Raw genomic sequence first — 20,002 nt, forward strand, 5'->3', positions numbered from 1 at the left:
AAGCGGCCAAGCGGCCAAGCGGCCAAGCGGCCAAGCGGCCAAGCGGCCAAGCGGCCAAGCGGCCAAGCGGCCAAGCGGCCAAGCGGCCAAGCGGCCAAGCGAAGGTTAAGATCCAAGTCGCAAGGGGCAAGGCCTTCGCCGCTCCTTGCGACTCCTTCCTTGGCGGCTCGGCGCTTGTAGCTTGGCGCTTACCGATCAGTCCAGGTCGTAGCCGAGGCTCTTCAGTGCCCTCTCGTCGTCGGACCAGCCGCGCTTGACCTTGACCCAGAGGTTGAGCATCACCTTGGCGCCCAAGGCCCGCTCCATGTCGAGGCGCGCCTCGCGGCCGATGTTCTTGATGCGCTCGCCGTTCTCGCCGATCAGGATCTTCTTCTGGCCCTGGCGCTCGACCAGGATCAGGGCGCTGATATGCACCACCCGTCCCTCGTCGCGGAACTCCTCGATCTCCACGGTCATCTGGTAGGGCAATTCATCACCGAGCTGGCGCATCACCTTCTCGCGTACCAGCTCCGCGGCCAGGAAGCGCTGGCTCTTGTCGGTGATCTGGTCCTCGGGGAAGTAGTGAACGCTCTCCGGCAGATGCTTGGCGACCTCGGCCTCGAGCTCCGGGACATTGGTGCCATGCTTGGCGGAGATCGGTACGATGGCGGCGAAGTCGCGGCGCGCGCCGACCTCTTCCAGCCAGGGCAGCAGGCTGGCCTTGTCCTGCAGACGGTCGACCTTGTTGACGGCCAGGATCACCGGCGCCTCGACGTGCTCGAGGCGCTGCAGCACCACCTGGTCCTCGTCGCTCCAGCGGGTGCGGTCGATGATGAAGACCACGCAATCCACGTCCCGCAGCGCCTGGACGGCGGCCTGGTTCATGAAGCGGTTGATCGCCTTGTTGCGATCCTTGGCCATGATGTGGATGCCGGGGGTATCGACGTAGATGAACTGGGCCTCCCCCTCGGTCTTGATGCCCATTACCTGGTGGCGGGTGGTTTGGGGACGCCGCGAGGTGATCGAGACCTTCTGGCCGAGGATCCGGTTCATCAGCGTCGACTTGCCGACATTGGGACGGCCGACGATGGCCACGAAACCGCAGGTGGTGGTCATGGACGGCCCCCCGTGCTGTTGGACTTGGCCGGCTCGAGGCGCGACAGCGCCTGGGCGGCGGCCTGCTGCTCGGCATGGCGCCGGCTCGAGCCGACCCCCAGGGTGTGCTCCTCGAGCACCTCGACGTGGCACTCGACGGTGAAGGTCTGGGCATGGGCCTCGCCCTCCACCGAGGTCACCTCGTAGCGCGGCAGGGGCACCTGGCGTGACTGCAGGAACTCCTGCAGGCGGGTCTTGGGATCCTTCTGGGTATCGTCGAGGCTGATCGCTTCCAGGCGCTCGGCGTACCAGGAGAGCACCCGGGCCCGGGCGACCTCCATCCCGGCATCCAGGTAGATCGCGCCGAGCACCGCCTCGACGGCATCGGCGAGGATCGACTCCCGGCGATGGCCACCGCTCTTCATCTCGCCGGAGCCCAGCCGCAGGCAGTCGCCGAAGGCCATCTCCCGGGCCAGCTCGGCCAGCGTCTGGCCCTTGACCAGGCGCGCGCGCAGCCGCGACAGCTGCCCTTCTCGAGCCTGGGGAAAGCGCTGGAAGAGCGCCTCGGCGATGATGAAGTTGACGATGGAATCACCGAGAAACTCGAGGCGTTCGTTGTTCTGGCCGCCGTAGCTGCGATGGGTCATGGCCAGCTCGAGCAGACCGGGGTCGTCGAACGTATGGCCGATGCGGCGGCTGAAGGCGTTGAGGGAGTTGCTCACGGAGCTCCTGACTATTTGGATGAGGACATGGGGTAAGGGTGTCTCGGGCACCGGCGCTCCGCGCTCCGCACAAGCCGCCGGGCCCGAGGGGGCGAGAGGTGGCGCCCTACTGGATACGGCGCACACTGGTGAAGCTCGGCAGGCCACCGTCCCAGTGCATCCAGACGGCGAAGGCACGGCCGACGACGTTTGACTCCGGCACGAAGCCCCAATAGCGGCTGTCGTTGGAGTGGTCACGGTTGTCGCCCATGGTGAAGTAGTGCCCCTGCGGCACCACCAGCTCGCGCACCTGGGGACCGGGGTCCCGAGGATTATTGTAGATACGGTGCTCCAGCTCGCCCAACTGCTCGGCCAGCAGCAGCTCGGTGGGCGCCGCCATGGGGCCGGCCTCGAGCAGCCGCTTGGGTACCGGCTCGCCGTTGACGAAGAGCTGCTTGTCCTCGTAGCGGATGCGGTCACCCGGCAGGCCCACCACCCGCTTGATGAAGTTCACCGCCGGCTCGTCGGGAAAGCGGAACACCATGACGTCTCCCCGCTCGGGCTCGCCCAGGTCGAGGATCTCGGTATGCACCACCGGCAGGCGCAGGCCATAGGCGAACTTGTTGACCAGGATGAAGTCGCCGACCTCCAGGGTCGGGCGCATCGAGCCGGACGGGATCTGGAAAGGCTCGACCACGAAGCTGCGCAGCACCAGCACCACCAGCAGCACCGGGAAGAAGGAGCGGGCGTAGTCCACCGGCCAGGGCTCCTTGAGCGCCTTCTCGCGGGCCCGTTCGCCGAGCCCCTCGGTGGTGCCGGCCTCGGCCGTGGCCAGCCGCTGACGACGGGCAGGACGCCACCAGAGCAGGTCAAGCAGCCAGATCACGCCGGTGACGGCCACTGCAGCCACCAGCATCAGAGAGAAGTCCATGCGGTTATCCGTCCCTAGTCGTTGACCCTGAGCACGGCAAGGAAGGCGTCCTGGGGAATCTCCACCCGGCCGACCTGCTTCATGCGTTTCTTGCCCGCCTTCTGCTTCTCGAGCAGCTTCTTCTTGCGGCTGACGTCGCCGCCGTAGCACTTGGCGGTGACGTTCTTGCGCAGCGCCTTGACGGTGGAACGCGCCACCACCTGGCCACCGATGGCGGCCTGGATCGCCACGTCGAACATCTGCCGCGGGATCAGCTCCTTCATCTTCTCGACCAGCAGGCGGCCGCGGCTGTGGGCATGGTCGCGATGGATGATCACCGCCAGGGCATCGACCCGGTCACCGTTGATCAGCACGTCCAGGCGCACCAGCTTGGCCGCCTGGAAGCGCTCGAAGTTGTACTCCAGGGAGGCATAACCCTTGGAGATGGACTTCAGGCGATCGAAGAAGTCCATCACCACCTCGCTCATCGGCAGTTCGTAGGTGAGCTGGATCTGGCTGCCGAGGAACTGCATGTCGAGCTGGGTGCCGCGACGCTGCTCGCACTCGGTGATGACATTGCCGACGAAGTCCTGGGGCACCAGGATGCTGGCACGCACGATGGGTTCGCGCATCTCCTCCACGTCGGCCATGTCGGGCAGCTTGGAGGGGTTGGCGACGTAGATGACCTCGCCGTTCTTCATGGCCAGCTCGTAGACCACGGTGGGCGCCGTGGTGAGCAGGTCCAGGTCATACTCGCGCTCGAGGCGCTCCTGGACGATCTCCATGTGCAGGGTGCCGAGGAAGCCGACCCGGAAGCCGAAGCCCAGGGCGTCGGAGTTCTCCGGCTCGTAGTCCAGCGACGCATCGTTGAGCGCCAGCTTCTCCAGGGCGTCGCGGAAGTCCTCGTAGTCGTCGGCACTGACCGGGAACATGCCGGCGTAGACCTGCGGCTTGACCTTCTGGAAGCCCGGCAGGCGGGGGACGTCCGGGGTCTTGGTATGGGTGATGGTATCGCCCACCGGCGCGCCATGGATGTCCTTGATGCCGGCGACCACGAAACCGACCTCGCCGGCGCGCAGAATGCCGGTTTCCTTGCGCAGCGGCGTGAAGATGCCCACCTCGCCAACCGGCCAGTCACGACCGGTGGATGTCATGCGGATCTTCTCGCCCTTCTTCAGGGTGCCGTCGAAGATCCGCACCAGCGAGACCACGCCCAGGTAGTTGTCGAACCAGGAGTCGATGATCAGCGCCTGCAGCGGCGCCTTGGGGTCTCCCTTGGGGGGCGGGATGTCACGCACCAGCCGCTCGAGCAGCGCGTCGATCCCCAGCCCGCTCTTGGCCGAGACCTGGCAGGCATCGGTGGCATCCAGGCCGATGATCTCCTCGATCTCGTGAGAGACCTTGTCGGGGTCGGCCTGGGGCAGGTCCATCTTGTTGAGCACCGGCAGCACCTCGAGCCCCTGCTCGATGGCGGTATAGCAGTTGGCCACCGACTGGGCCTCGACCCCCTGGCCAGCATCGACCACCAGCAGCGCGCCCTCGCAGGCATACAGCGAGCGGGACACCTCGTAGGAGAAGTCCACGTGACCGGGGGTATCGATGAAGTTCAGCTGGTAGGTGTTGCCGTCCTGGGCGTGGTAGTCCAGCGTCACCGACTGCGCCTTGATAGTGATGCCACGCTCGCGCTCGAGATCCATGGAGTCGAGCACCTGCTCCTTGAGCTCACGCTCGGTCAGCCCACCGCAGGTCTGGATCAGGCGATCGGCCAGGGTCGACTTGCCGTGGTCGATGTGCGCGATGATCGAGAAGTTGCGGATGTGCTTGAGGGGGTCGGAGGTTGCGTCTTGGGACATCGAGTCGATTCTGCCTTGTGGGTGTCGGGCCACGGCCGACACGATGGATCGCGTTGCGGTCGGCTGGCGGGCTCTGATCGGATTGGGCGCCATTGTAGCGGGATGCGCCTGCCAGATACAGCGACCCGACGGCGGGGGCCGTCGGGTCGCGCGATCGTGGCCGCCTCTTGCAGCGGCGAAATCAGCCGCGGGAGAGGCGCAGCGCCACGAACAGCGAGCGCCCGTCGCGGTAGAGACGCACCGGGATGGCCCGGTCCTCGGGCAGCTCGGCGACCAGCTCGGCCAGCTGGTCGGGGCCCTCGACCGCTCGATGGTCGATGCTGACCAGGATGTCGCCGGCCCGGATGCCCGCCTGGGCGGCCGCGCCGCGCGGGTCCACCTCGCCCACGCGTACGCCGCCCTCGATGCCGAGCTCACGCCGTTCGGCCTCCTCCAGCGGGCCCACGGCGATGCCCAGCCGCGCCGGCGCCGGATTTTCGCCCCGGCCATCCGCTGCCGCGCCCTGGCTGTCGGGCCAGTCGCCCACGGTGACGGTCTCCTCGCGACGCTTGCCGTCGCGCAGCAGCGTCAGCTCGACCTCGCTGCCCGGGCTGACCCGCCCGATCAGCCGCGGCAGGGTGCTGGAACTCTCCACCGCCTCGCCATTCACCTCGAGGATGACGTCGCCGGCCTGGAGCCCGCCCTGGGCTGCCGGCCCCTCGGGGTCGAGGTCGGCGATCAGCGCCCCTTCGGGGTTGTCCATGCCGAAGGACTCGGCCAGGTCTCGGGAGACCGGCTGGATCATCACCCCCAGCCAGCCGCGACTGACCCGGCCGTCATCGCGCAGCTGATCGGCCACGTCCAGGGCCACGTTGATGGGGATCGCGAAGGAGAGCCCCATGAAACCGCCGCTGCGGGTGAAGATCTGCGAGTTGATGCCGACCACCTCGCCATCCAGGTTGAACAGCGGACCGCCGGAATTGCCCGGATTGATCGCCACGTCGGTCTGGATGAAGGGGACGTAGGCGTCCCGGGGCAGGGTGCGGTCGATGGCGCTGACGATGCCGGCCGTCACCGAGTGGTCGAACCCGAAGGGCGAGCCGATGGCGGCGACCCACTCGCCGACCCGCAGGTCATCGGAGTCCCCCAGGGTGAGGGTCGGCAGGCCGTCGGCGTCCACCTTGAGCAGGGCGACATCGGTCTTGGCATCTGCCCCGACCAGCTCGGCCTGGAGCTCGCGCCGGTCGTTGAGTCGCACCAGGATCTCGTCGGCACCCTCCACCACATGGGCATTGGTCATGATGTAGCCGGCCTCGTCGATGATGAAGCCCGAGCCCAGCGACTGGCGCTCCTCGCTGCGCCCCGGCCCCCCGCCGGGGGGCATAGGGAAGCGGTCGCCGAAGCGATCACCGAAGAAGTGGCGAAAGATCTCGGGAATCTCCTGGCCGCCGAAGTCGTGGAAAGGCGATGCACTGCGCTCCACCATGCGCGAGGTGGAGATGTTCACCACCCCGGGCGCGGCCTGGTCGACCAGTTCGGTGAAGTCCGGCAGCTCACGGGCCACGGCCGTCTGCCACGCCAGCAGGGTGGTGGCGAGCAGCATCCAGAGGGAGAGGTGTCGCGTCATGCGCTTCATGAAAGGCTCCTGCGTCGACAAGGGATGGGAAGAAGGGACGAATCTCCTGATACCGTCCCTGTCTCAAAAGGTTCAGGGCATGCCGCCCTCATCGCCCTCCTGCCACTCCACCGAGTCGGCCACCCGCAGCAGGACACCGGGCGGCAGCTCCCCCATCACCACCACCTGATGGGTCCGACCGCCGAGCTCGCGATGGCGCACGGCCGCATGGGAAACGCCGAGGCGATGCATGCCCGGGATCAGCTGGTCCGGTCCCTCCACGGGTTCCACGAACAGGCTGAGCGTGGCGAGCCCGTCACTGTAGACCCGGTGACCGATGTCATCGTCATGGCGGGCGCTGCGGGTCTCCACCGGCTGGGGGATGAAGCCCGCGGGAAGCCAGGCGGGGTGCCAGGGGTCCTGCGGGCGGGCACGGCGTCGATCGAGGCCGATCTCCCCCTGGTGAAGCAGGGGCTGGCGCAGCTCGGTAATCTGGAAGGTCTCCACCACGCGCCCCTGCTCGTCCAGCAGGATATGCTTGAGCGGCAGGCCCGTGGCGGTGTCGAGCCAGAAGCGGTGGCCGTAGCGCATGCCATCCAGGGGTTCGATATCGAGGCGGGTGGTGTTGCGATTGGCAAGGCGCTCCTCGCCGCTCAGTTGGAGGCGGTAGAGGCCCTCGAGGTGTTCGGCGATGCCCGCCGGCGAGGCGGGCGCAGGGGCGTCACCCTCGGCCCAGCTCAGCCGACCGATGCGTCCGCGTCGCTCGAAGACCACTGCAGGACCATCCAGAAACCGGGCCACCTCGCGCTCGACGCCCTCAACGACATCATGGGACAGCGCCAGGGAGCGGACCCCGTCGCCGCCGATGCGTACCGCACGTGCCTGGAACTCGTAGCAGTGGTTGGCCCAGAGGCTGCGCTCCAGCCACCCCAGCGCCGTCTCGGGTGGCTCACGCTCCGCCAGGGAGCGGCAGTCGAAGCGCTCTTCCTGGTCCGGGTCGGTGCCGGGCTGGGCCACGACGCCCGACGAGAGGGTCAGTAGGGCCGCGGCCAGCATCCCGCCGAGCCAGCGGGTGGGACGACCCTGACGCATCAGTGCTGCCCCAGGGACTCGCTACCGGACGCGCGCAGCAGCGGCATCCAGGTGTCTCCGCTGCGGTAGGCGGCCCCCTCGGCATGGCGGTCCAGATAGGACTGCAGCAGTTGCGCCTGCTGCTGGTCAGCCCGGGCGGACTGCCGGGGGGAAAGGAACAGCGGCGAATCGAAGCCAGCCCCCACCGTCATCGCACCCCGGGCGTCACCGGAAGGCGTCTGGAAGAGCGGCAGCCCCGGCAGCGAGGGACGACTATCGGCACCCGAAGCCGCCAGCTCCGACCCGCCGAGAGCGGCGGGGCTTGCCTGCAGCTCACCCGCCGGCTGGCCCTGGGAGGCCACCTCAGCGGGGACCTGCCCCCCATCGAGGCTGCCGTTGTAGAACTGCACGCCGCTGATGACCATCAGCGACACCGCGGCCGCGATGCCGGCGCCGCGCACCAGCGACACGGGACGGCCGGAGGCCGCACCGGCGTCGACCCGGGGCAGCGGCTCGTCCTGGAGGCGCGCCATGATGCCGGCCGAGAGGTCGGTGGCGACATCGACCTCCGGTTCCCGTCGCATCAGGCTGCGCATCAGGTGGTAGCGGCGCCAGGTCTCGGCCGCATCCGGGGAGTCGTCCAGTGACTTCAGCACTCGACGCAGCTCCAGCTCATCCCCTTCGTTGTCCATCAGGGCAGAAAGCGATTCCCGTGCGTTCTGACTCATTCTTCACACCCTCACACTCGACAAGGCGACCCCGTCAGGGTCCTTTGACAGCCTGTTGATCCCGACATCGGCGCGTGTCGCCCTGGCCATGTCGGCATGTTATTGCCCGCTGGTGGCGGGCCGGTCACCGCATATGACGTCGCAGATGCCGGACAGTTCAGCAAATCGTCAAAAAGCTTGCAGTTTCTCGCCCCCGGCACCTCATTCGACCACCGACTCCTGGTTGCGGGAGGTGGTGACGAGCGGGCGGATGTGCTGATCCACCGCCTCCCGGGCCCGGAAGATCCGCGAGCGCACGGTACCCACGGGACACTGCATGATGGCGGCGATGTCCTCGTAGGAGAGGCCGTCGAGCTCACGCAGGGTGATCGCGGTCCGCAGGTCGTCGGGTAGGCCCTCGATCGCCTCGAAGATGGCCGCCTCCAGCTGGTCGCGGGCCATGGCAGCCTCGGGGGTCTCGGTATCGGCCAGCCGTCCGCTGTGGTCGACGATCTCGGCATCGACGATGTCCAGGTCGCTGCCCGGCGGGCGACGTCCCTTCGAGACCAGGTAGTTCTTCGCGGTGTTGATGGCGATGCGGTACATCCAGGTATAGAAGGCGCTCTCGGCGCGGAACTTGCCCAGCGCCCGGTAGGCCTTGATGAAGGCCTCCTGGGCCACATCCTGCACCTCGGCATGATCGTGCACGTAGCGGCCGATCAGCCCGATGATCTTGTGCTGGTACTTCTTCACCAGCAGGTCGAAGGCGCGGGTATCCCCGTTCTGAGCGCGCTCGACGAGCTGCTGGTCGGTCTCCCGGGTGCCCATTCAGGCCCTCCCCGAGCAGAGCGGCGCGAGTGGCGACCCGGCGGGTCGCGAACGGTCTGGCGTTGCTAGCATAGTGTCAACCTGGGCCTTGGAGCCGCTGAATGGTCAGGGTCATGTATCGCGAGAGGTACAAGTGTTCCTGTTTCTTGAACGTCCATCAAGCCGCTTGCCTTGGCCTGGTGCCGGCGATGGGACCGGCCGCGGCCTGACGGGTTCCCGCGGCGATTGAATTTGCCGGCCCCGCGCGCGATAGTAGATGCCACTGGATATCGCCATCAGCGCAGACACGACACAGGAAGCACAATGTCAGAGCAGCAGGTCAACAACCTCAACGTTCTCGCCCAGGACGTCCTGATCACCCCCGAGGCCCTGAAGCGGGAGATCCCCCTCACCGAGGCCGCCGAGCGCACGGTGATCGAGGGTCGCGAGACGATCCAGGCCATCCTCGATGGCCGCGACCCTCGCCTGCTGATGGTGGTGGGGCCCTGCTCCATCCATGACGTGGATGCCGCCCTGGACTATGCCCGGCGCCTGCGCCGCCTGGCCGACGAGGTCAAGGACAGCCTCTACATCGTGATGCGCGTCTACTTCGAGAAGCCCCGCACCACGGTGGGCTGGAAAGGCCTGATCAACGACCCCCACCTCAACGGCTCCTTCGAGATCGAGGAGGGCCTGCACATCGCCCGCAAGCTGCTGGTCGAGCTCGCCGAGATGGGCCTGCCGCTGGCCACCGAGGCGCTGGACCCCATCTCCCCGCAGTACATCCAGGACTGCATCAGCTGGTCGGCGATCGGGGCACGCACCACCGAGTCCCAGACCCACCGCGAGATGTCCTCGGGCCTCTCCTGCCCGGTGGGCTTCAAGAACGGCACCGATGGCAGCCTGGACGTCGCGGTCAATGCCCTGCAGTCCGTCTCTCACCCCCACAACTTCCTGGGCATCGACCAGGCCGGCCAGGTGGCGATCATCCGCACCCGCGGCAACGCCTACGGCCATGTGGTACTGCGCGGCGGCAACGGCAAGCCCAACTACGACAGCGTCAGCGTGGCGCTGGCCGAGCAGGAGCTGAAGAAGGCCGGGATCAAGCCCAACATCATGATCGACTGCTCTCACGCCAACTCCAACAAGGATGCGGCCCTTCAGCCGCTGGTGCTGGAGAACGTCACCAACCAGATCCTCGAGGGCAACCGCTCGATCATCGGCCTGATGGTCGAGTCCAACATCGGCTGGGGTAACCAGAAGCTGACCGAGGATCTCAGCCAGCTCAAGTACGGCGTTTCCATCACCGACGCCTGCATCGACTGGGACACCACCGTCGAATCCTTCAGGCACATGAACGAGAAGCTCGCGCCGGTGCTGGCCGAGCGACGCCAGGCCGCCTGACCCCTGCGCTACCCCACCACACTCACGGGCCCGCCTTCAGGCGGGCCCGTTCGTCGCGGGTGACGCCGCCACTGACGAGGGCGCGCCCTCCCCTCGGCCCTGGCCCTGCCGCTCAGACCTCGCGCACCCCGTCGATCTCGCGCACGAAGGGGGGCAGGGCATCGAGCAGTGCCCGGCCGTAGCGGCGGGTCAGCACCCGACGATCGAGCAGGGTGATGCGCCCGCTGTCGGCTTCCTTGCGGATCAGCCGGCCACAGGCCTGGACCAGCTTGATCGAGGCGTCCGGCACGCTGATGCGCATGAAGGCATTGCCGCCGCGGCTCTCGATCCACTCGGCCAGCGTCGCCCCCACCGGGTCGTCCGGCACCGAGAAGGGCAGCCGGGTGATCACCACATGGGTGAGGTAGTCCCCGGGCAGGTCGATCCCCTCGGCAAAGCTCGCCAGGCCGAAGATGATGCTGCCCTCCCCCGCATCCACCCGCGCCCGGTGGCGGGTGATCAGCTCGCGCTTGGGCAGGCGGTCCTGGGCCAGCACACGCTCGCGCCGGCCCCGGGAGAGCGCCTTCTCGACCCCTCGCAGCTGAGCCCGGGACGAGAAGAGCATCAGCACCGCCTCCCGGTCACCGAGCGCTTCCACGAAGTCGACGATGGCCCGCTCGTGTCCCTCGCGATCGGCGGGATCGACCGCCTCCCGGGGCACGCTGAGCACCGCCCGGGAGTAGTCGAAGGGACTGGGCAGGCGCTGGTAGCGATAGCGGTTGGCCAGCCCGGCACGCTCCTGCAGCCGCTCGAAGCGCCCCAGGGCGGTGAGCGTCGCCGAGGTCACCACGGCGCCGAAGGTGCTGCCCCACAGGCTCTTCGCCAGGGTCTGGGCCGCCGAGACAGGGCTCGCGGAGAAGGTCAACTCGGGCTCGCCATGGAAGCGTTCCAGGGTCAGCCAGCGCGCGCGCGGGGGCTCGCCCTCGGGGTCCGTCTCGGCGAAGGCGAGCCACAGGGCATGGGCCTCCAGGGCACGCCCGTGGAGCAGCGCCACCAGCGGCAGCCAGGCCTCGGCCTGCTCCCGCGGCAAGCCGGTGTGCTTGTCCGGGTCGAGGCTCTCGCGGAGGATGTCGGCCATCTCTTCCAGAGCGCGCGAGAGTCGGGCGAAGATCACCACCAGCCCCCCGGCCTGCTCGCGCAGCGCCTCGGGGGCCCGCCCCATCTCCAGTCGGTGGTGCCGGCCCTCCTCGCCGTCGGCCAGCCCCTGGGGGCGCCCGGCCAGCTGGTGACCGAGGGCGAAGGCCTCGCCGAGCCGGGGCTCCAGGGCATTGATCACCTCCGGCAGCCCCGCCAGCAGCCGCGCCAGGGTCGGCTGCACGGCCAGCGCCTGGTTGAGCTCGGTGAGCGAGCTCTTCAGGGTCTTCAGCCAGCGCAGTGCTCCGCCCACGGCGAAGCGGTAGGTGAAGTGCTGGAGGGCCTTGTCGGGCAGGTGATGCCCCTCGTCGAAGACGTGGATGCAGTCGCCCGGCGCCGGCAGCACCACCCCGCCCCCCAGCGCCAGGTCGGCCAGCACCAGGTCGTGGTTGGCGACGATGACGTCGGCGCTCTCGAGATGGCGGCGGGCACGGAAGAAGGCGCAGGCCCCGAAGTGGCCGCAGCGGCGGTTGGTGCACTGGCGATGGTCCACGGTGAGGCGTCGCCAGTGGCTGTCCTCGATGGCCTCGGGCCAGCTGTCACGGTCGCCCTCCCAGCGGCCGTTGCCGTAGGCCTCGCCCAGTTCCTTGGCCAGCGCCTGGAAGTCGTCGCCGCCACTGGCCAGGGACTGCTCGAAGAGCGACAGGGTGGCGTTCTCCTCTCCGCCGTCCAGCGCCTGGTCGAGGCGCGCCACGCAGACATAGCGCCCGCGCCCCTTCGCCAGGGCATAGTCGAAGTCTAGCCCGCTGTGGGCCTTGAGCGCCGGCAGGTCCTGATGGAGCACCTGCTCCTGCAGAGCCACGGTGGCGGTGGCGATGACCAGCCGCTTGCCGCGGGCCTTGGCCACCGGCAGCGCAGCCAGCAGGTAGGCCAGGGTCTTGCCGGTCCCGGTGCCGGCCTCGAGCACGCAGACGTGCTCGTCGCTGACGCGCTTGCCGGCCTCGTCGGCCTCGATGCCCGCCAGGGTGCGGGCGATCTCGGCGATCATCAGCCGCTGGCCGTAGCGCGGCGTCAGCTCGAGGCCCTCCAGCACCCGTCGATAGGCCTCCTGGATCTCGGCCTTCAGCGCGTCTTCAAGCATGGGCCGTCAGAGCAGGCCTTCCGGCGGGTGCTCGCAGGGCAGCTTGTCGTTGATGTAGCGCTCGATCTCGGGCAGCGAGAAGGCGTCCTCCTCGCCCACGAAGCTGATCGACACCCCCTTGGCACCGGCGCGACCGGTACGCCCGATGCGGTGCACATAGTCCTCGGGGTCTTCCGGCAGGGTGTAGTTGATCACGTGGCTGACATCCTCGATGTGGATGCCGCGCCCCGCCACGTCGGTGGCGACCAGCACCTGGATCTGCCCCTCGCGGAACTTCTCGAGGGTCTCGATGCGCTGGTTCTGGGGCACGTCGCCGGAGAGCATGGCGGCATTGATGCCGGCCTTCTCGAGCAGGTCGTCGAGCTTGCGCACCAGGTCGCGACGGTTGCCGAACACCATGACGCGGTCGAAGCTCTCCTGCTTGAGCAGGTTGACCAGCAGGCGCTGCTTGTCCTCATCGCCGACCAGGTAGACGCGCTGGTCGATGTCGGCGGCGTTGTCGACGGTGACCTCGATCTCCACGTGGGCCGGCTCGTGGGTCCACTGGCTGGCCAGGTTGAGGATGTCCTGGCTGAAGGTGGCCGAGAAGAGGAAGGTCTGGCGCTGTTCCTTGTTCGGCGTGTGGCGGATGATGCGCTTGACGTCGGGAATGAAGCCCATGGAGAGCATGCGGTCCGCCTCGTCCAGCACCAGCACTTCCACCTGGGTGAGGTCGACGTCGCGCTTCTCGTGGAAGTCCAGCAGCCGGCCGGGAGTGGCGACCAGGATGTCGAGCTTGCCGCCCAGCGCCTCGCGCTGCTTCTGGTAGTCCATGCCGCCCACTACGCTTGCCACCTTGAGGTCGGTGAAGCGCGCCAGGGCCTTGGCGTCCTTCTCGATCTGCAGCGCCAGCTCACGGGTCGGGGCCACGATCAGCGCCCTCGGTGCGCCCGGCTTCTGGCCGTTGGGCGCCTCCTCCTCGAGGAAGTAGGCCAGGATCGAGATCAGGAAGGCGGCGGTCTTGCCGGTGCCGGTCTGGGCCTTGCCCACCACATCACCGCCCAGCAGGGTCTGGGCCAGGGCCTCGGCCTGGATGGGCGTGCAGTATTCGAAGCCCAGGGCATGGATGGCCCGCATCAATGGCAGCGGCAAGTCGAAGTCATGGAAGCGCCACTTGCCCGCCACGACGGGGACCTGGAACTGGCGCAGGTCCCAGTTCGACTGACGACGGCGCGGCTTGCGCCGGCGACGCTTGGGCTTGCGGTTCTGGGCCGGTGCTGTGGTCTGTTCCGACTCGCTCATAGGCTGTGCTGTCTTGTCCATATCGGTGGATGGGGTGCATGACGCAAACCGGCATTGTACCAGTCTCCGGCGACGAGGGCGCGCCCCGGACACCTGCCGCCGGCTCGCCGCTGTCGGCCGGGCCGCCGCGGCTGGTAGAATGGCGCCCATTCATGCAAGGAGTTGCATCATGACACGCCGAAAGAAGACCCGCTCGCTGGCCGACAAGGTGCAGATCCGCACCGGCAAGCGCAAGGATTTCAAGAAGTGGCGCCACGAGAACCCCGACCAGGTCACCTCGACGACCCGCTTCACCCAGAAGAAGCGCCAGCAGCGCAAGCTGCAGGCGGCCCGCCGCCTGGCCCGCCAGGAGTCGGGGCAGCCGATCGCCATCCACCCCGAGGCATCGGACCATGATACGCCCGACGGGAGGGATGACTGAGGATGCGCCTGGTCTCCTTCAACATCAACGGCATCCGCGCCCGCCTGCACCAGCTCGCCGCCCTGGTCGAGACGCATCACCCGGCGGTGATCGGCCTGCAGGAAACCAAGGTCCAGGACAGCGAGTTCCCCGTGGCGGCGGTGGAGGCACTGGGCTATCGCGTCTTCTACCACGGCCAGAAGGGCCACTACGGTGTGGCGCTGCTGGTCGACCCCGCCCAGTGCGGCGAGCCGGAGGCGGTCTTCCACGGCTTCCCCGATGACGGCGAACAGGCCCAGCGGCGCATGATCGGGGTGCGCCTGCGCCCGGGCGGTGGCACGCCCATCACGGTGTGGAACGGCTACTTTCCCCAGGGCGAGAACGTCGCGCACCCGGTGAAGTTTCCCCACAAGCGCGCCTTCTACGCCCAGCTCCAGCAGCTGCTGGAGACCCAGCATCGGCCCGACGAGCGCCTGGCGGTGATGGGCGACTTCAACATCTCCCCGGAGGAGCGCGACATCGGCATCGGCGAGGCCAACCGCAAACGCTGGCTGCGCGAGGGCAAGACCAGCTTCCAGCCGGTGGAGCGCGAATGGCTCGCCGGCATCAAGGCATGGGGGCTGACCGACAGCTACCGGCTTCGCTACCCGACGGCAGACGACCGCTTCAGCTGGTTCGACTATCGCTCCCGCGGCTTCGAGCGCGAGCCCCGGCGCGGCCTGCGCATCGACCATATCCTGGTCAGCGCACCGCTGACCGAGAGGGTGATGGATGCCGGAATCGACTACGACCTGCGCGGCATGGAGAAGCCCTCCGATCATGCGCCGGTCTGGACGGAGCTGGCCCTGTAGGCGAATGTCCCTTCCTTTCAGGGCAATGCCCTATGAGGATGCTGCCGAGGCCATGGCCTCGAGCCAACGCTCGGCGTCGTCCTCGCCCAGTTCATGAGCCCGGGTCAGCGCCCGCTCGGCCAGGCCCTGCCGCCCCCAGGCGTGGGCGAGCTGGCCGAGCCTCAGCCAGTCCTTGCCGGCCTCGCTGCGCTCGGCCAGCGCCTCCCAGGCCGCCAGGGCGCAATCTCGGTCACGCGCCGCCTCCCAGGCCTGGGCCAACAGGCGGCGGTGCGCCTCGCTGTCTTCCAGCTTGCCCTCCTCCAGCGCCTCGGCAAGGTACTCGGCGGCCCGCGCCGGGGTGCCGCCGGCCAGATGCAGCTCGATCAGGCGGCGCAGGTCGTCCTGGCCTTCCAGCACCCCGCGCCGCCAGCCGGCCTCCCAGATCGCCACGGCCTGGCCGGTATCGCCCAGCCGATGGGCCAGGGCCGCGGCCTGAAGCCAACGCTCGGCGTCGCGACTCTCCCCCAGGCCATCGGCCAGGAGCCTGAGGGCCGCGTCATCGCGGCCGGCGCGACTCAGCACCGCGATGGCCAGCTCACGTTGGTCCTCGCTCGGCTCGGGGGTGACGGCCAGGGCGCGCTCCACCCGGTCGGCGGCGCTATCCCATTGCCCGCGCTCGGCCATTACCCGCGCCAGTCGCCAGCGATCCCGCGGCTCGCCCTCATGGCGCTCCAGCCAGTCGGCCAGCAGCCTGGCCCCCTCTTCGCTATCCCCCGCGGCCAGGCGCAGCCGCGCCTCGTCGCGCTGCCACCGGTCGCGCTGCGCCGCCTCCACGCCGCCCGTCTCCCGCGCAGCGAGAAGGTGGTCGGCGGCCGATGCCGGATCGCCGGCGCGCGCCGCCGCGCCAGCGGCCAGCTGCAGGTAGAGGGCTCGCGCCCAGCGGTCGGCGGCGTTGCCCCCGGCCAGGCGCCCGGCCTGGGCCAGGGCCCGCTCGCTCACCGCCTCGACCTCGCCGGTCGCGAGACGCTGCTGCAGGCGCTCCAGGTCGGCGATGAAGGCGCCCGATAGCGCCGGCACCGCCAGGGCCACGGGCGCCACCAGCAGCCAGCCGGCAGTGACCAGGAAAAGAAGGTGAAGACGCGACATGGGAACTCCCTGCGGCAGGCTATCTCAGCTGGAATTCCAGGCGTTGCCGAGCGCGACGCAGGCCCTCGGCCGGTGCGAAGCGCCACTGCGCCACCGCCTGGCGCGCAGCCTCGTCGAAGACGTTGGGTGGCCGGGCGGAGAGCACGCGGACGCTCTCGGGGTCGACGCGGCCGTCGGCGCGGATCACGAATTCCAGCTCCACATGGCCCTCCAGGCCGCGGCGCTGGGCGCGCGTCGGGTACGCGGGCGGTACCCGCTCGGTGGGCGCCACCTGCCCCACGTCCACCGGCTCGCGGCTGGCCGGCGCGGCGCTGGCTGTCTCGCCGGACGACGCAATGGGCGGTGCCTCCTGGGCGGACGACGAGGCGTCCGTACGGGGCTCAGCCACCGGTTGCGGCTCGGGCTCAGGTTCAGGCTGTGGCTCCGGTACGGGCCGTGGCGCCGATTCCGGCCGCGCTTCGGTGAGCTCCGGCAGTTCACTGTCCAGCTCCGGTGTCTCGGACGACTCCGGCGGGAGTTCCGGTTCCGGATCGGGCAGCGCCATCTCGCTCTGCGCCAGTGGCGCGGGCTCGGGCATCGGCGGCGGGACCACGGCCTCCGGAGGTGCCGGGGGTGTGGCCTCGACGGGTGGCTCGGCCGCCTCGGGTGGCGGCTCGGCTTCCGGCTCGGGCTGGGGCGCCTCGACGCGGGTCAGCGACATGCGCATCTCCCGTACCTCGATCTCCGGCTCGGGCGGCGAGACCAGCAACGCCAGCAGCCAGAACAGCAGCACCGCCATGGCCGACCCGGCCAGGACGGAGACGGTCACTCGAATCATGGCGCGCTACGAGTCGCGGCGACCGCGACCTGCTCCACGCCGGCCTCGCGGATTCGGTCCATCACCTCGATCAGCAGGCCGGTGGTGGCCTCGCGATCGGCCTGGATCACCACCCCGCCATCGCCGCTGACGAGTGCCGCCACCGTGTCGCCGACGCGATGGGCATCCACCGGCTGGCCGTCCACCCAGACGGCGCCCTCGGGGGTAATCGCCACCATCAGCTGGGCATCGGGCTGCGGGCTGGCGGCACTGGACTCGGGCCGCTCGATCTCCACCCCGCTCTCCTTGATGAAGCTGGTGGTGACGATGAAGAAGATCAGCATGATGAAGACCACGTCCAGCATCGGGGTCAGGTTGATCTCGCCGGCATCGCCTCCCTCGGCGGCCAGGCTGCGGCGTCTACGCATGGGACTCCTCCACGGCGCGGGCCAGGCGGTCATGAAGCCGCTGGTCCTCGCGCCGGATGATCTGTTCGAGTCGGCTGGTGAACAGCAGGCCCACCACCGCCACCGCCATGCCGGCCAGCGTCGGCAGGGTGGCGCGTGCCACGCCGTCGGCCATGGCCCGCGCCTGGCCGGTGTCACTCAGCGCCAGGCTGTCGAAGACGGCGATCATGCCGGTGACGGTGCCCAGCAGCCCCAGCAGCGGGCAGAGCGCCACCAGCAGCTTCAGCCAGGGCAGCGGGCGCCGCAGCCGTGAAATCAGTTCACGGGTCCAGGCCTCGCGCAGGGTCAGGGCGCTCCAGCTGTGGTGGTCGGGGCGCACCGTCCAGCGCGCGATCAGGCCGCGGCGGGCGCGACGATAGGTGAGGCGGAAGAACAGCACCCGCTCCAGGGCCAGGCTGAACAGCAGTCCCGCCACCCCGGCGATGCCGACCAGGATGATCCCGCCGGCATCGACCAGCCGCGCCAGGGGTTCAAACCAGAGCGGCAGCACGACGCTCGCTCCCGGAGGCTGCGGGGGTGGCCCGGCGATGCTCGAGTTGCGTGGCCAGGGCCGCGCTCGCCTGGCCCTCCATCACCCCGGCCAGGTGGCGGCTGCGCCCCGCCAGCGCGGTATGGGCAAACAGCAACGGCACGGCGGTGATCAGGCCCAGCACGGTGGTCACCAGCGCCTGGCTGATGCCGCCGGCCATCAGCTGGGGGTCGCCGGTGCCAAACACGGTGATCGCCTGGAAGGTGACGATCATCCCGGTGACGGTGCCCAGCAGGCCCAGCAGGGGCGCCACGGCGGCGAGCAGCTTGACCAGCGGCTGGCCGCGCTCGAGGCGCGGCAGCTCGGCCAGCACCGCTTCGTCGAGGCGTGCCTCCAGGGCCTCGGGCACGGGGTCGTCGGCGAGCGTCCGGAAGCGCAGCAGCACGCGACCCAGGGGGTTGTCCTCGCGCAGCCGGCTGAGGTCGCGCAGCTGGCGGCGCGTCGCCACGCTCACCCTGAGCAGGTAGGCGTACTGGGCCAGGGCCACCAGCAGGCCGATGGCCCCCAGCCCCACCACCACATAGCCCACGGCTCCCCCCTGCCGGAAGCGTTCCATGAGGGTCGGCCGCTGGGCCAGGGCCTCGATGACCTGGCCGCCGGTGGGGTCCAGTGCCAGGCGGTCGCCCTCCCCGGCCTGGAAGTCGGCGAGCAGCTCGCTTAGCTCCCCCGGTGTGCGCGGCGCCGTGGCGAGCAGGCCCTCCTCGGCGCCACGCTCCAGCAGCTGCCCCTCGCTAAAGGCCGCCAGGTCGCCCAGGCGCACCACCTCACGGGTGGCGACCTGGCCGTCGCTTCCCGCCACGGGCGCGTCGAAGGCGACCACCCGGCCGGTCTCGGCGGTCAGCGCCATCAGCGTATCGCCCAGGGTCTCCAGATGCTCGGGCCGCAGCACCTCGGCGTCATCGAGGCGCGGCGGCAACTCGGCGCCGCCCACCGTGATCCAGCTTTCCGCCAGCGCGTCGCGCAGCTCGCCGCTGTGACGCGCCAGGGTATCCAGCACCGCGTCCAGGTCCTCACCCTGCTCGGCCTGGCGTTCGTCGAGCGCGTCCCGACGCGCCTGCTGGGCCTGTTCCTGTTCCGACAGGGCCGCGAAGCGTGTCTCGGCCTGCTCGTGGCGTTCCCGGGCGTCCTCGAGGGCCGCCTGCAGGGCATCGCGATCCTCGACCAGCTCGGCCAGCCGCGCCGCATCGCGGGCCTCGGCCGCCTCGCGCTCCGCGCGCAGGCTGGTCAGGGGCTCGTCCTGGGCCTGGGCGGGCAATACGGCAGCCATCAGCACCGCCATCACGAGCCCTGCCAGCGCATGACGCGCGGCATGCGTCCGGGAATGACTCATGAGCTCGCCCCCGTGTCGGTGGTGGTCTCCAATCGCTCGAGTGGCCGGGAGGCCGGCAGGGTCAGCAGCTCCGGGGCCCGCTGGTCGCGGGCAATGCGCAGGCCGTGGCGCAGCTCGACGCGTCGGGCCTCGTCCAGTGCCTCCCAGCGCTCGGCCTCGGCTCGCCAGACACCGCCCTCGCGCCCATCGGGGGTCAGGTAGTAGAGCCCCACCCGCCCCAGGCGCAGGAAGTCCACCTCACGGTGGGCGTCGCCCTCGTCTCTCCCTTCGTTCAGGATGCCGCGCCAGGCGTCAAACTCGCGGCCATAGTCGAGTTCGGTGCGCCAGGCAGCGAGGAGTCGGTCCAGGCGCTCCGCGGCCGAGGCGTCGGGGTCGTCCAGGCCGGCTTCGAGGCCCTCGGCGCGGGCCAGGCGTTCTGCCTTCAGGAATGGCAGGTCGCGCTCCACCCAGGTCTGCAGGCGGGACACCAGCGACTGCTCGAGCTGCGGCAGCGCCTCGCGGGTCTCGGCCAGGGTATCCAGCGCCGCCTCGCGGCTCTCCAGGCGCTCCCCACGGCGCTCGAGGCGTGGCGCCAGGGCATTGCTGCGCGCCTCCAGGCGCCGGGTCTCGGCCTCCACCCGGCGCAGCTCACGCAGCAACTCGCGGGTCTCGTCGTCGGCCGCGTCGATGCGCGACTGGAGCTCGGCCTGGGCGCGCTGGGCCTGGCTGGCCTCCTCGACAACGGGCTCCTGCGCCTGGAGCAGGCCGAAGGACAGCAGTCCGAGAGCGATGCCGGCCGGCAGTTGTAAGCGAAAGGTCTTCACCATGGTTCTCCGTCGTGGTCCCGGGCAGGGCAGCCACCATGCCAC

The 20,002-nt window shown here is 69.4% G+C and carries 19 protein-coding genes; 3 read left to right on the forward strand and 16 right to left on the reverse strand.

Features of this window, described 5'->3' with window-relative positions; translation table 11 throughout:
- Positions 1–195 precede the first annotated feature (195 nt).
- The 8 genes from era to rpoE all read right to left on the reverse strand — a co-directional run bounded on the left by era (position 196) and on the right by rpoE (position 8,738).
- Entirely contained in the window at positions 196–1,095 is a 900-nt protein-coding gene (gene era / locus DFP85_RS08290; protein ID WP_133635833.1) for a GTPase Era, read from the reverse strand.
- The gene (gene rnc / locus DFP85_RS08295; RefSeq protein ID WP_133635834.1) at positions 1,092–1,796 is read right to left on the reverse strand and encodes a ribonuclease III; all 705 of its coding nucleotides are present in this window, start codon (positions 1,794–1,796) and stop codon (positions 1,092–1,094) included. The genes era and rnc overlap by 4 nt, the downstream gene beginning before the upstream one ends.
- A 106-nt stretch (positions 1,797–1,902) precedes the next feature.
- The gene (gene lepB, locus DFP85_RS08300) at positions 1,903–2,706 is read right to left on the reverse strand and encodes a signal peptidase I (protein WP_133635835.1); all 804 of its coding nucleotides are present in this window, start codon (positions 2,704–2,706) and stop codon (positions 1,903–1,905) included.
- Between the two features lie 14 nt (positions 2,707–2,720).
- On the reverse strand, positions 2,721–4,538 hold the full coding sequence (gene lepA / locus DFP85_RS08305; RefSeq protein WP_106229242.1) for a translation elongation factor 4: 1,818 nt from the start codon (positions 4,536–4,538) through the stop codon (positions 2,721–2,723).
- Between the two features lie 181 nt (positions 4,539–4,719).
- Positions 4,720–6,153 (reverse strand): DegQ family serine endoprotease, encoded by a 1,434-nt coding sequence (locus tag DFP85_RS08310; RefSeq protein WP_133635836.1) that lies wholly within the window; start codon positions 6,151–6,153, stop codon positions 4,720–4,722.
- A gap of 72 nt (positions 6,154–6,225) precedes the next feature.
- The gene (locus tag DFP85_RS08315; protein ID WP_243737243.1) at positions 6,226–7,224 is read right to left on the reverse strand and encodes a MucB/RseB C-terminal domain-containing protein; all 999 of its coding nucleotides are present in this window, start codon (positions 7,222–7,224) and stop codon (positions 6,226–6,228) included.
- Positions 7,224–7,931, reverse strand: a complete 708-nt coding sequence (locus DFP85_RS08320) for a sigma-E factor negative regulatory protein (RefSeq protein ID WP_133635837.1) — start codon at positions 7,929–7,931, stop codon at positions 7,224–7,226. Before DFP85_RS08320 ends, DFP85_RS08315 begins: the two co-directional genes overlap by 1 nt.
- Positions 7,932–8,132: 201 nt before the next feature.
- Positions 8,133–8,738, reverse strand: coding sequence for an RNA polymerase sigma factor RpoE (gene rpoE, locus DFP85_RS08325; RefSeq protein WP_133635838.1), 606 nt, complete (start codon positions 8,736–8,738; stop codon positions 8,133–8,135).
- 303 nt (positions 8,739–9,041) lie between these two features.
- Between rpoE and DFP85_RS08330 the strand changes: the two genes are divergently transcribed.
- Positions 9,042–10,121, forward strand: coding sequence for a 3-deoxy-7-phosphoheptulonate synthase (locus DFP85_RS08330; protein WP_133635839.1), 1,080 nt, complete (start codon positions 9,042–9,044; stop codon positions 10,119–10,121).
- A 112-nt stretch (positions 10,122–10,233) separates the two neighbouring features.
- Here DFP85_RS08330 and dinG read toward each other — a convergent pair whose 3' ends face one another.
- Together dinG and rhlB are read right to left on the reverse strand one after the other, a co-directional pair.
- A complete protein-coding gene (gene dinG / locus DFP85_RS08335) occupies positions 10,234–12,375 on the reverse strand; it encodes an ATP-dependent DNA helicase DinG (RefSeq protein WP_133635840.1) in 2,142 nt (713 codons plus the stop codon).
- 6 nt (positions 12,376–12,381) lie between these two features.
- A complete protein-coding gene (gene rhlB, locus DFP85_RS08340; RefSeq protein WP_243737244.1) occupies positions 12,382–13,656 on the reverse strand; it encodes an ATP-dependent RNA helicase RhlB in 1,275 nt (424 codons plus the stop codon).
- A 169-nt stretch (positions 13,657–13,825) separates the two neighbouring features.
- On the opposite strand from rhlB, the gene DFP85_RS08345 reads away from it, so the two are divergent.
- Positions 13,826–14,077: a hypothetical protein gene (locus DFP85_RS08345; RefSeq protein WP_133635842.1), complete on the forward strand. Its 252-nt coding sequence runs from the start codon at positions 13,826–13,828 to the stop codon at positions 14,075–14,077.
- Between the two features lie 2 nt (positions 14,078–14,079).
- Entirely contained in the window at positions 14,080–14,907 is an 828-nt protein-coding gene (gene xthA, locus DFP85_RS08350) for an exodeoxyribonuclease III (protein WP_133635843.1), read from the forward strand.
- Between the two features lie 30 nt (positions 14,908–14,937).
- Here the strand turns inward: xthA and DFP85_RS08355 are convergent, their stop codons facing one another.
- The 6 genes from DFP85_RS08355 to DFP85_RS08380 are packed head-to-tail and all read right to left on the reverse strand — an operon-like array spanning position 14,938 to position 19,960.
- The gene (locus DFP85_RS08355) at positions 14,938–16,032 is read right to left on the reverse strand and encodes a tetratricopeptide repeat protein (RefSeq protein ID WP_133635844.1); all 1,095 of its coding nucleotides are present in this window, start codon (positions 16,030–16,032) and stop codon (positions 14,938–14,940) included.
- A 19-nt stretch (positions 16,033–16,051) separates the two neighbouring features.
- On the reverse strand, positions 16,052–16,849 hold the full coding sequence (locus tag DFP85_RS08360; protein ID WP_133635845.1) for an energy transducer TonB: 798 nt from the start codon (positions 16,847–16,849) through the stop codon (positions 16,052–16,054).
- Entirely contained in the window at positions 16,846–17,256 is a 411-nt protein-coding gene (locus DFP85_RS08365) for an ExbD/TolR family protein (RefSeq protein ID WP_133635846.1), read from the reverse strand. The genes DFP85_RS08360 and DFP85_RS08365 overlap by 4 nt, the downstream gene beginning before the upstream one ends.
- The gene (locus DFP85_RS08370) at positions 17,249–17,782 is read right to left on the reverse strand and encodes a MotA/TolQ/ExbB proton channel family protein (protein ID WP_133635982.1); all 534 of its coding nucleotides are present in this window, start codon (positions 17,780–17,782) and stop codon (positions 17,249–17,251) included. The genes DFP85_RS08365 and DFP85_RS08370 overlap by 8 nt, the downstream gene beginning before the upstream one ends.
- Positions 17,766–19,154, reverse strand: a complete 1,389-nt coding sequence (locus DFP85_RS08375) for a MotA/TolQ/ExbB proton channel family protein (protein ID WP_133635847.1) — start codon at positions 19,152–19,154, stop codon at positions 17,766–17,768. The genes DFP85_RS08370 and DFP85_RS08375 overlap by 17 nt, the downstream gene beginning before the upstream one ends.
- On the reverse strand, positions 19,151–19,960 hold the full coding sequence (locus tag DFP85_RS08380) for a DUF3450 domain-containing protein (RefSeq protein ID WP_133635848.1): 810 nt from the start codon (positions 19,958–19,960) through the stop codon (positions 19,151–19,153). The genes DFP85_RS08375 and DFP85_RS08380 overlap by 4 nt, the downstream gene beginning before the upstream one ends.
- Between the last annotated feature and the right edge of the window lie 42 nt (positions 19,961–20,002).

It is taken from the genome of Halomonas ventosae (assembly GCF_004363555.1).
GTDB lineage: Bacteria > Pseudomonadota > Gammaproteobacteria > Pseudomonadales > Halomonadaceae > Halomonas > Halomonas ventosae.

Excerpts from the sequence above, each read along its gene's own strand:
- xthA (WP_133635843.1), top strand. The coding sequence starts at position 14,080 with ATGCGCCTGGTCTCCTTCAACATCAACGGCATCCGCGCCCGCCTGCAC.
- DFP85_RS08375 (WP_133635847.1), bottom strand. The coding sequence starts at position 19,154 with ATGAGTCATTCCCGGACGCATGCCGCGCGTCATGCGCTGGCAGGGCTC.
- DFP85_RS08380 (WP_133635848.1), bottom strand. The coding sequence starts at position 19,960 with ATGGTGAAGACCTTTCGCTTACAACTGCCGGCCGGCATCGCTCTCGGA.
- dinG (WP_133635840.1), bottom strand. The coding sequence starts at position 12,375 with ATGCTTGAAGACGCGCTGAAGGCCGAGATCCAGGAGGCCTATCGACGG.
- DFP85_RS08345 (WP_133635842.1), top strand. The coding sequence starts at position 13,826 with ATGACACGCCGAAAGAAGACCCGCTCGCTGGCCGACAAGGTGCAGATC.
- DFP85_RS08355 (WP_133635844.1), bottom strand. The coding sequence starts at position 16,032 with ATGTCGCGTCTTCACCTTCTTTTCCTGGTCACTGCCGGCTGGCTGCTG.
- rhlB (WP_243737244.1), bottom strand. The coding sequence starts at position 13,656 with ATGAGCGAGTCGGAACAGACCACAGCACCGGCCCAGAACCGCAAGCCC.
- DFP85_RS08315 (WP_243737243.1), bottom strand. The coding sequence starts at position 7,224 with ATGCGTCAGGGTCGTCCCACCCGCTGGCTCGGCGGGATGCTGGCCGCG.
- DFP85_RS08360 (WP_133635845.1), bottom strand. The coding sequence starts at position 16,849 with ATGATTCGAGTGACCGTCTCCGTCCTGGCCGGGTCGGCCATGGCGGTG.
- DFP85_RS08330 (WP_133635839.1), top strand. The coding sequence starts at position 9,042 with ATGTCAGAGCAGCAGGTCAACAACCTCAACGTTCTCGCCCAGGACGTC.
- DFP85_RS08365 (WP_133635846.1), bottom strand. The coding sequence starts at position 17,256 with ATGCGTAGACGCCGCAGCCTGGCCGCCGAGGGAGGCGATGCCGGCGAG.
- lepA (WP_106229242.1), bottom strand. The coding sequence starts at position 4,538 with ATGTCCCAAGACGCAACCTCCGACCCCCTCAAGCACATCCGCAACTTC.
- era (WP_133635833.1), bottom strand. The coding sequence starts at position 1,095 with ATGACCACCACCTGCGGTTTCGTGGCCATCGTCGGCCGTCCCAATGTC.
- rpoE (WP_133635838.1), bottom strand. The coding sequence starts at position 8,738 with ATGGGCACCCGGGAGACCGACCAGCAGCTCGTCGAGCGCGCTCAGAAC.
- lepB (WP_133635835.1), bottom strand. The coding sequence starts at position 2,706 with ATGGACTTCTCTCTGATGCTGGTGGCTGCAGTGGCCGTCACCGGCGTG.
- DFP85_RS08310 (WP_133635836.1), bottom strand. The coding sequence starts at position 6,153 with ATGAAGCGCATGACGCGACACCTCTCCCTCTGGATGCTGCTCGCCACC.
- DFP85_RS08320 (WP_133635837.1), bottom strand. The coding sequence starts at position 7,931 with ATGAGTCAGAACGCACGGGAATCGCTTTCTGCCCTGATGGACAACGAA.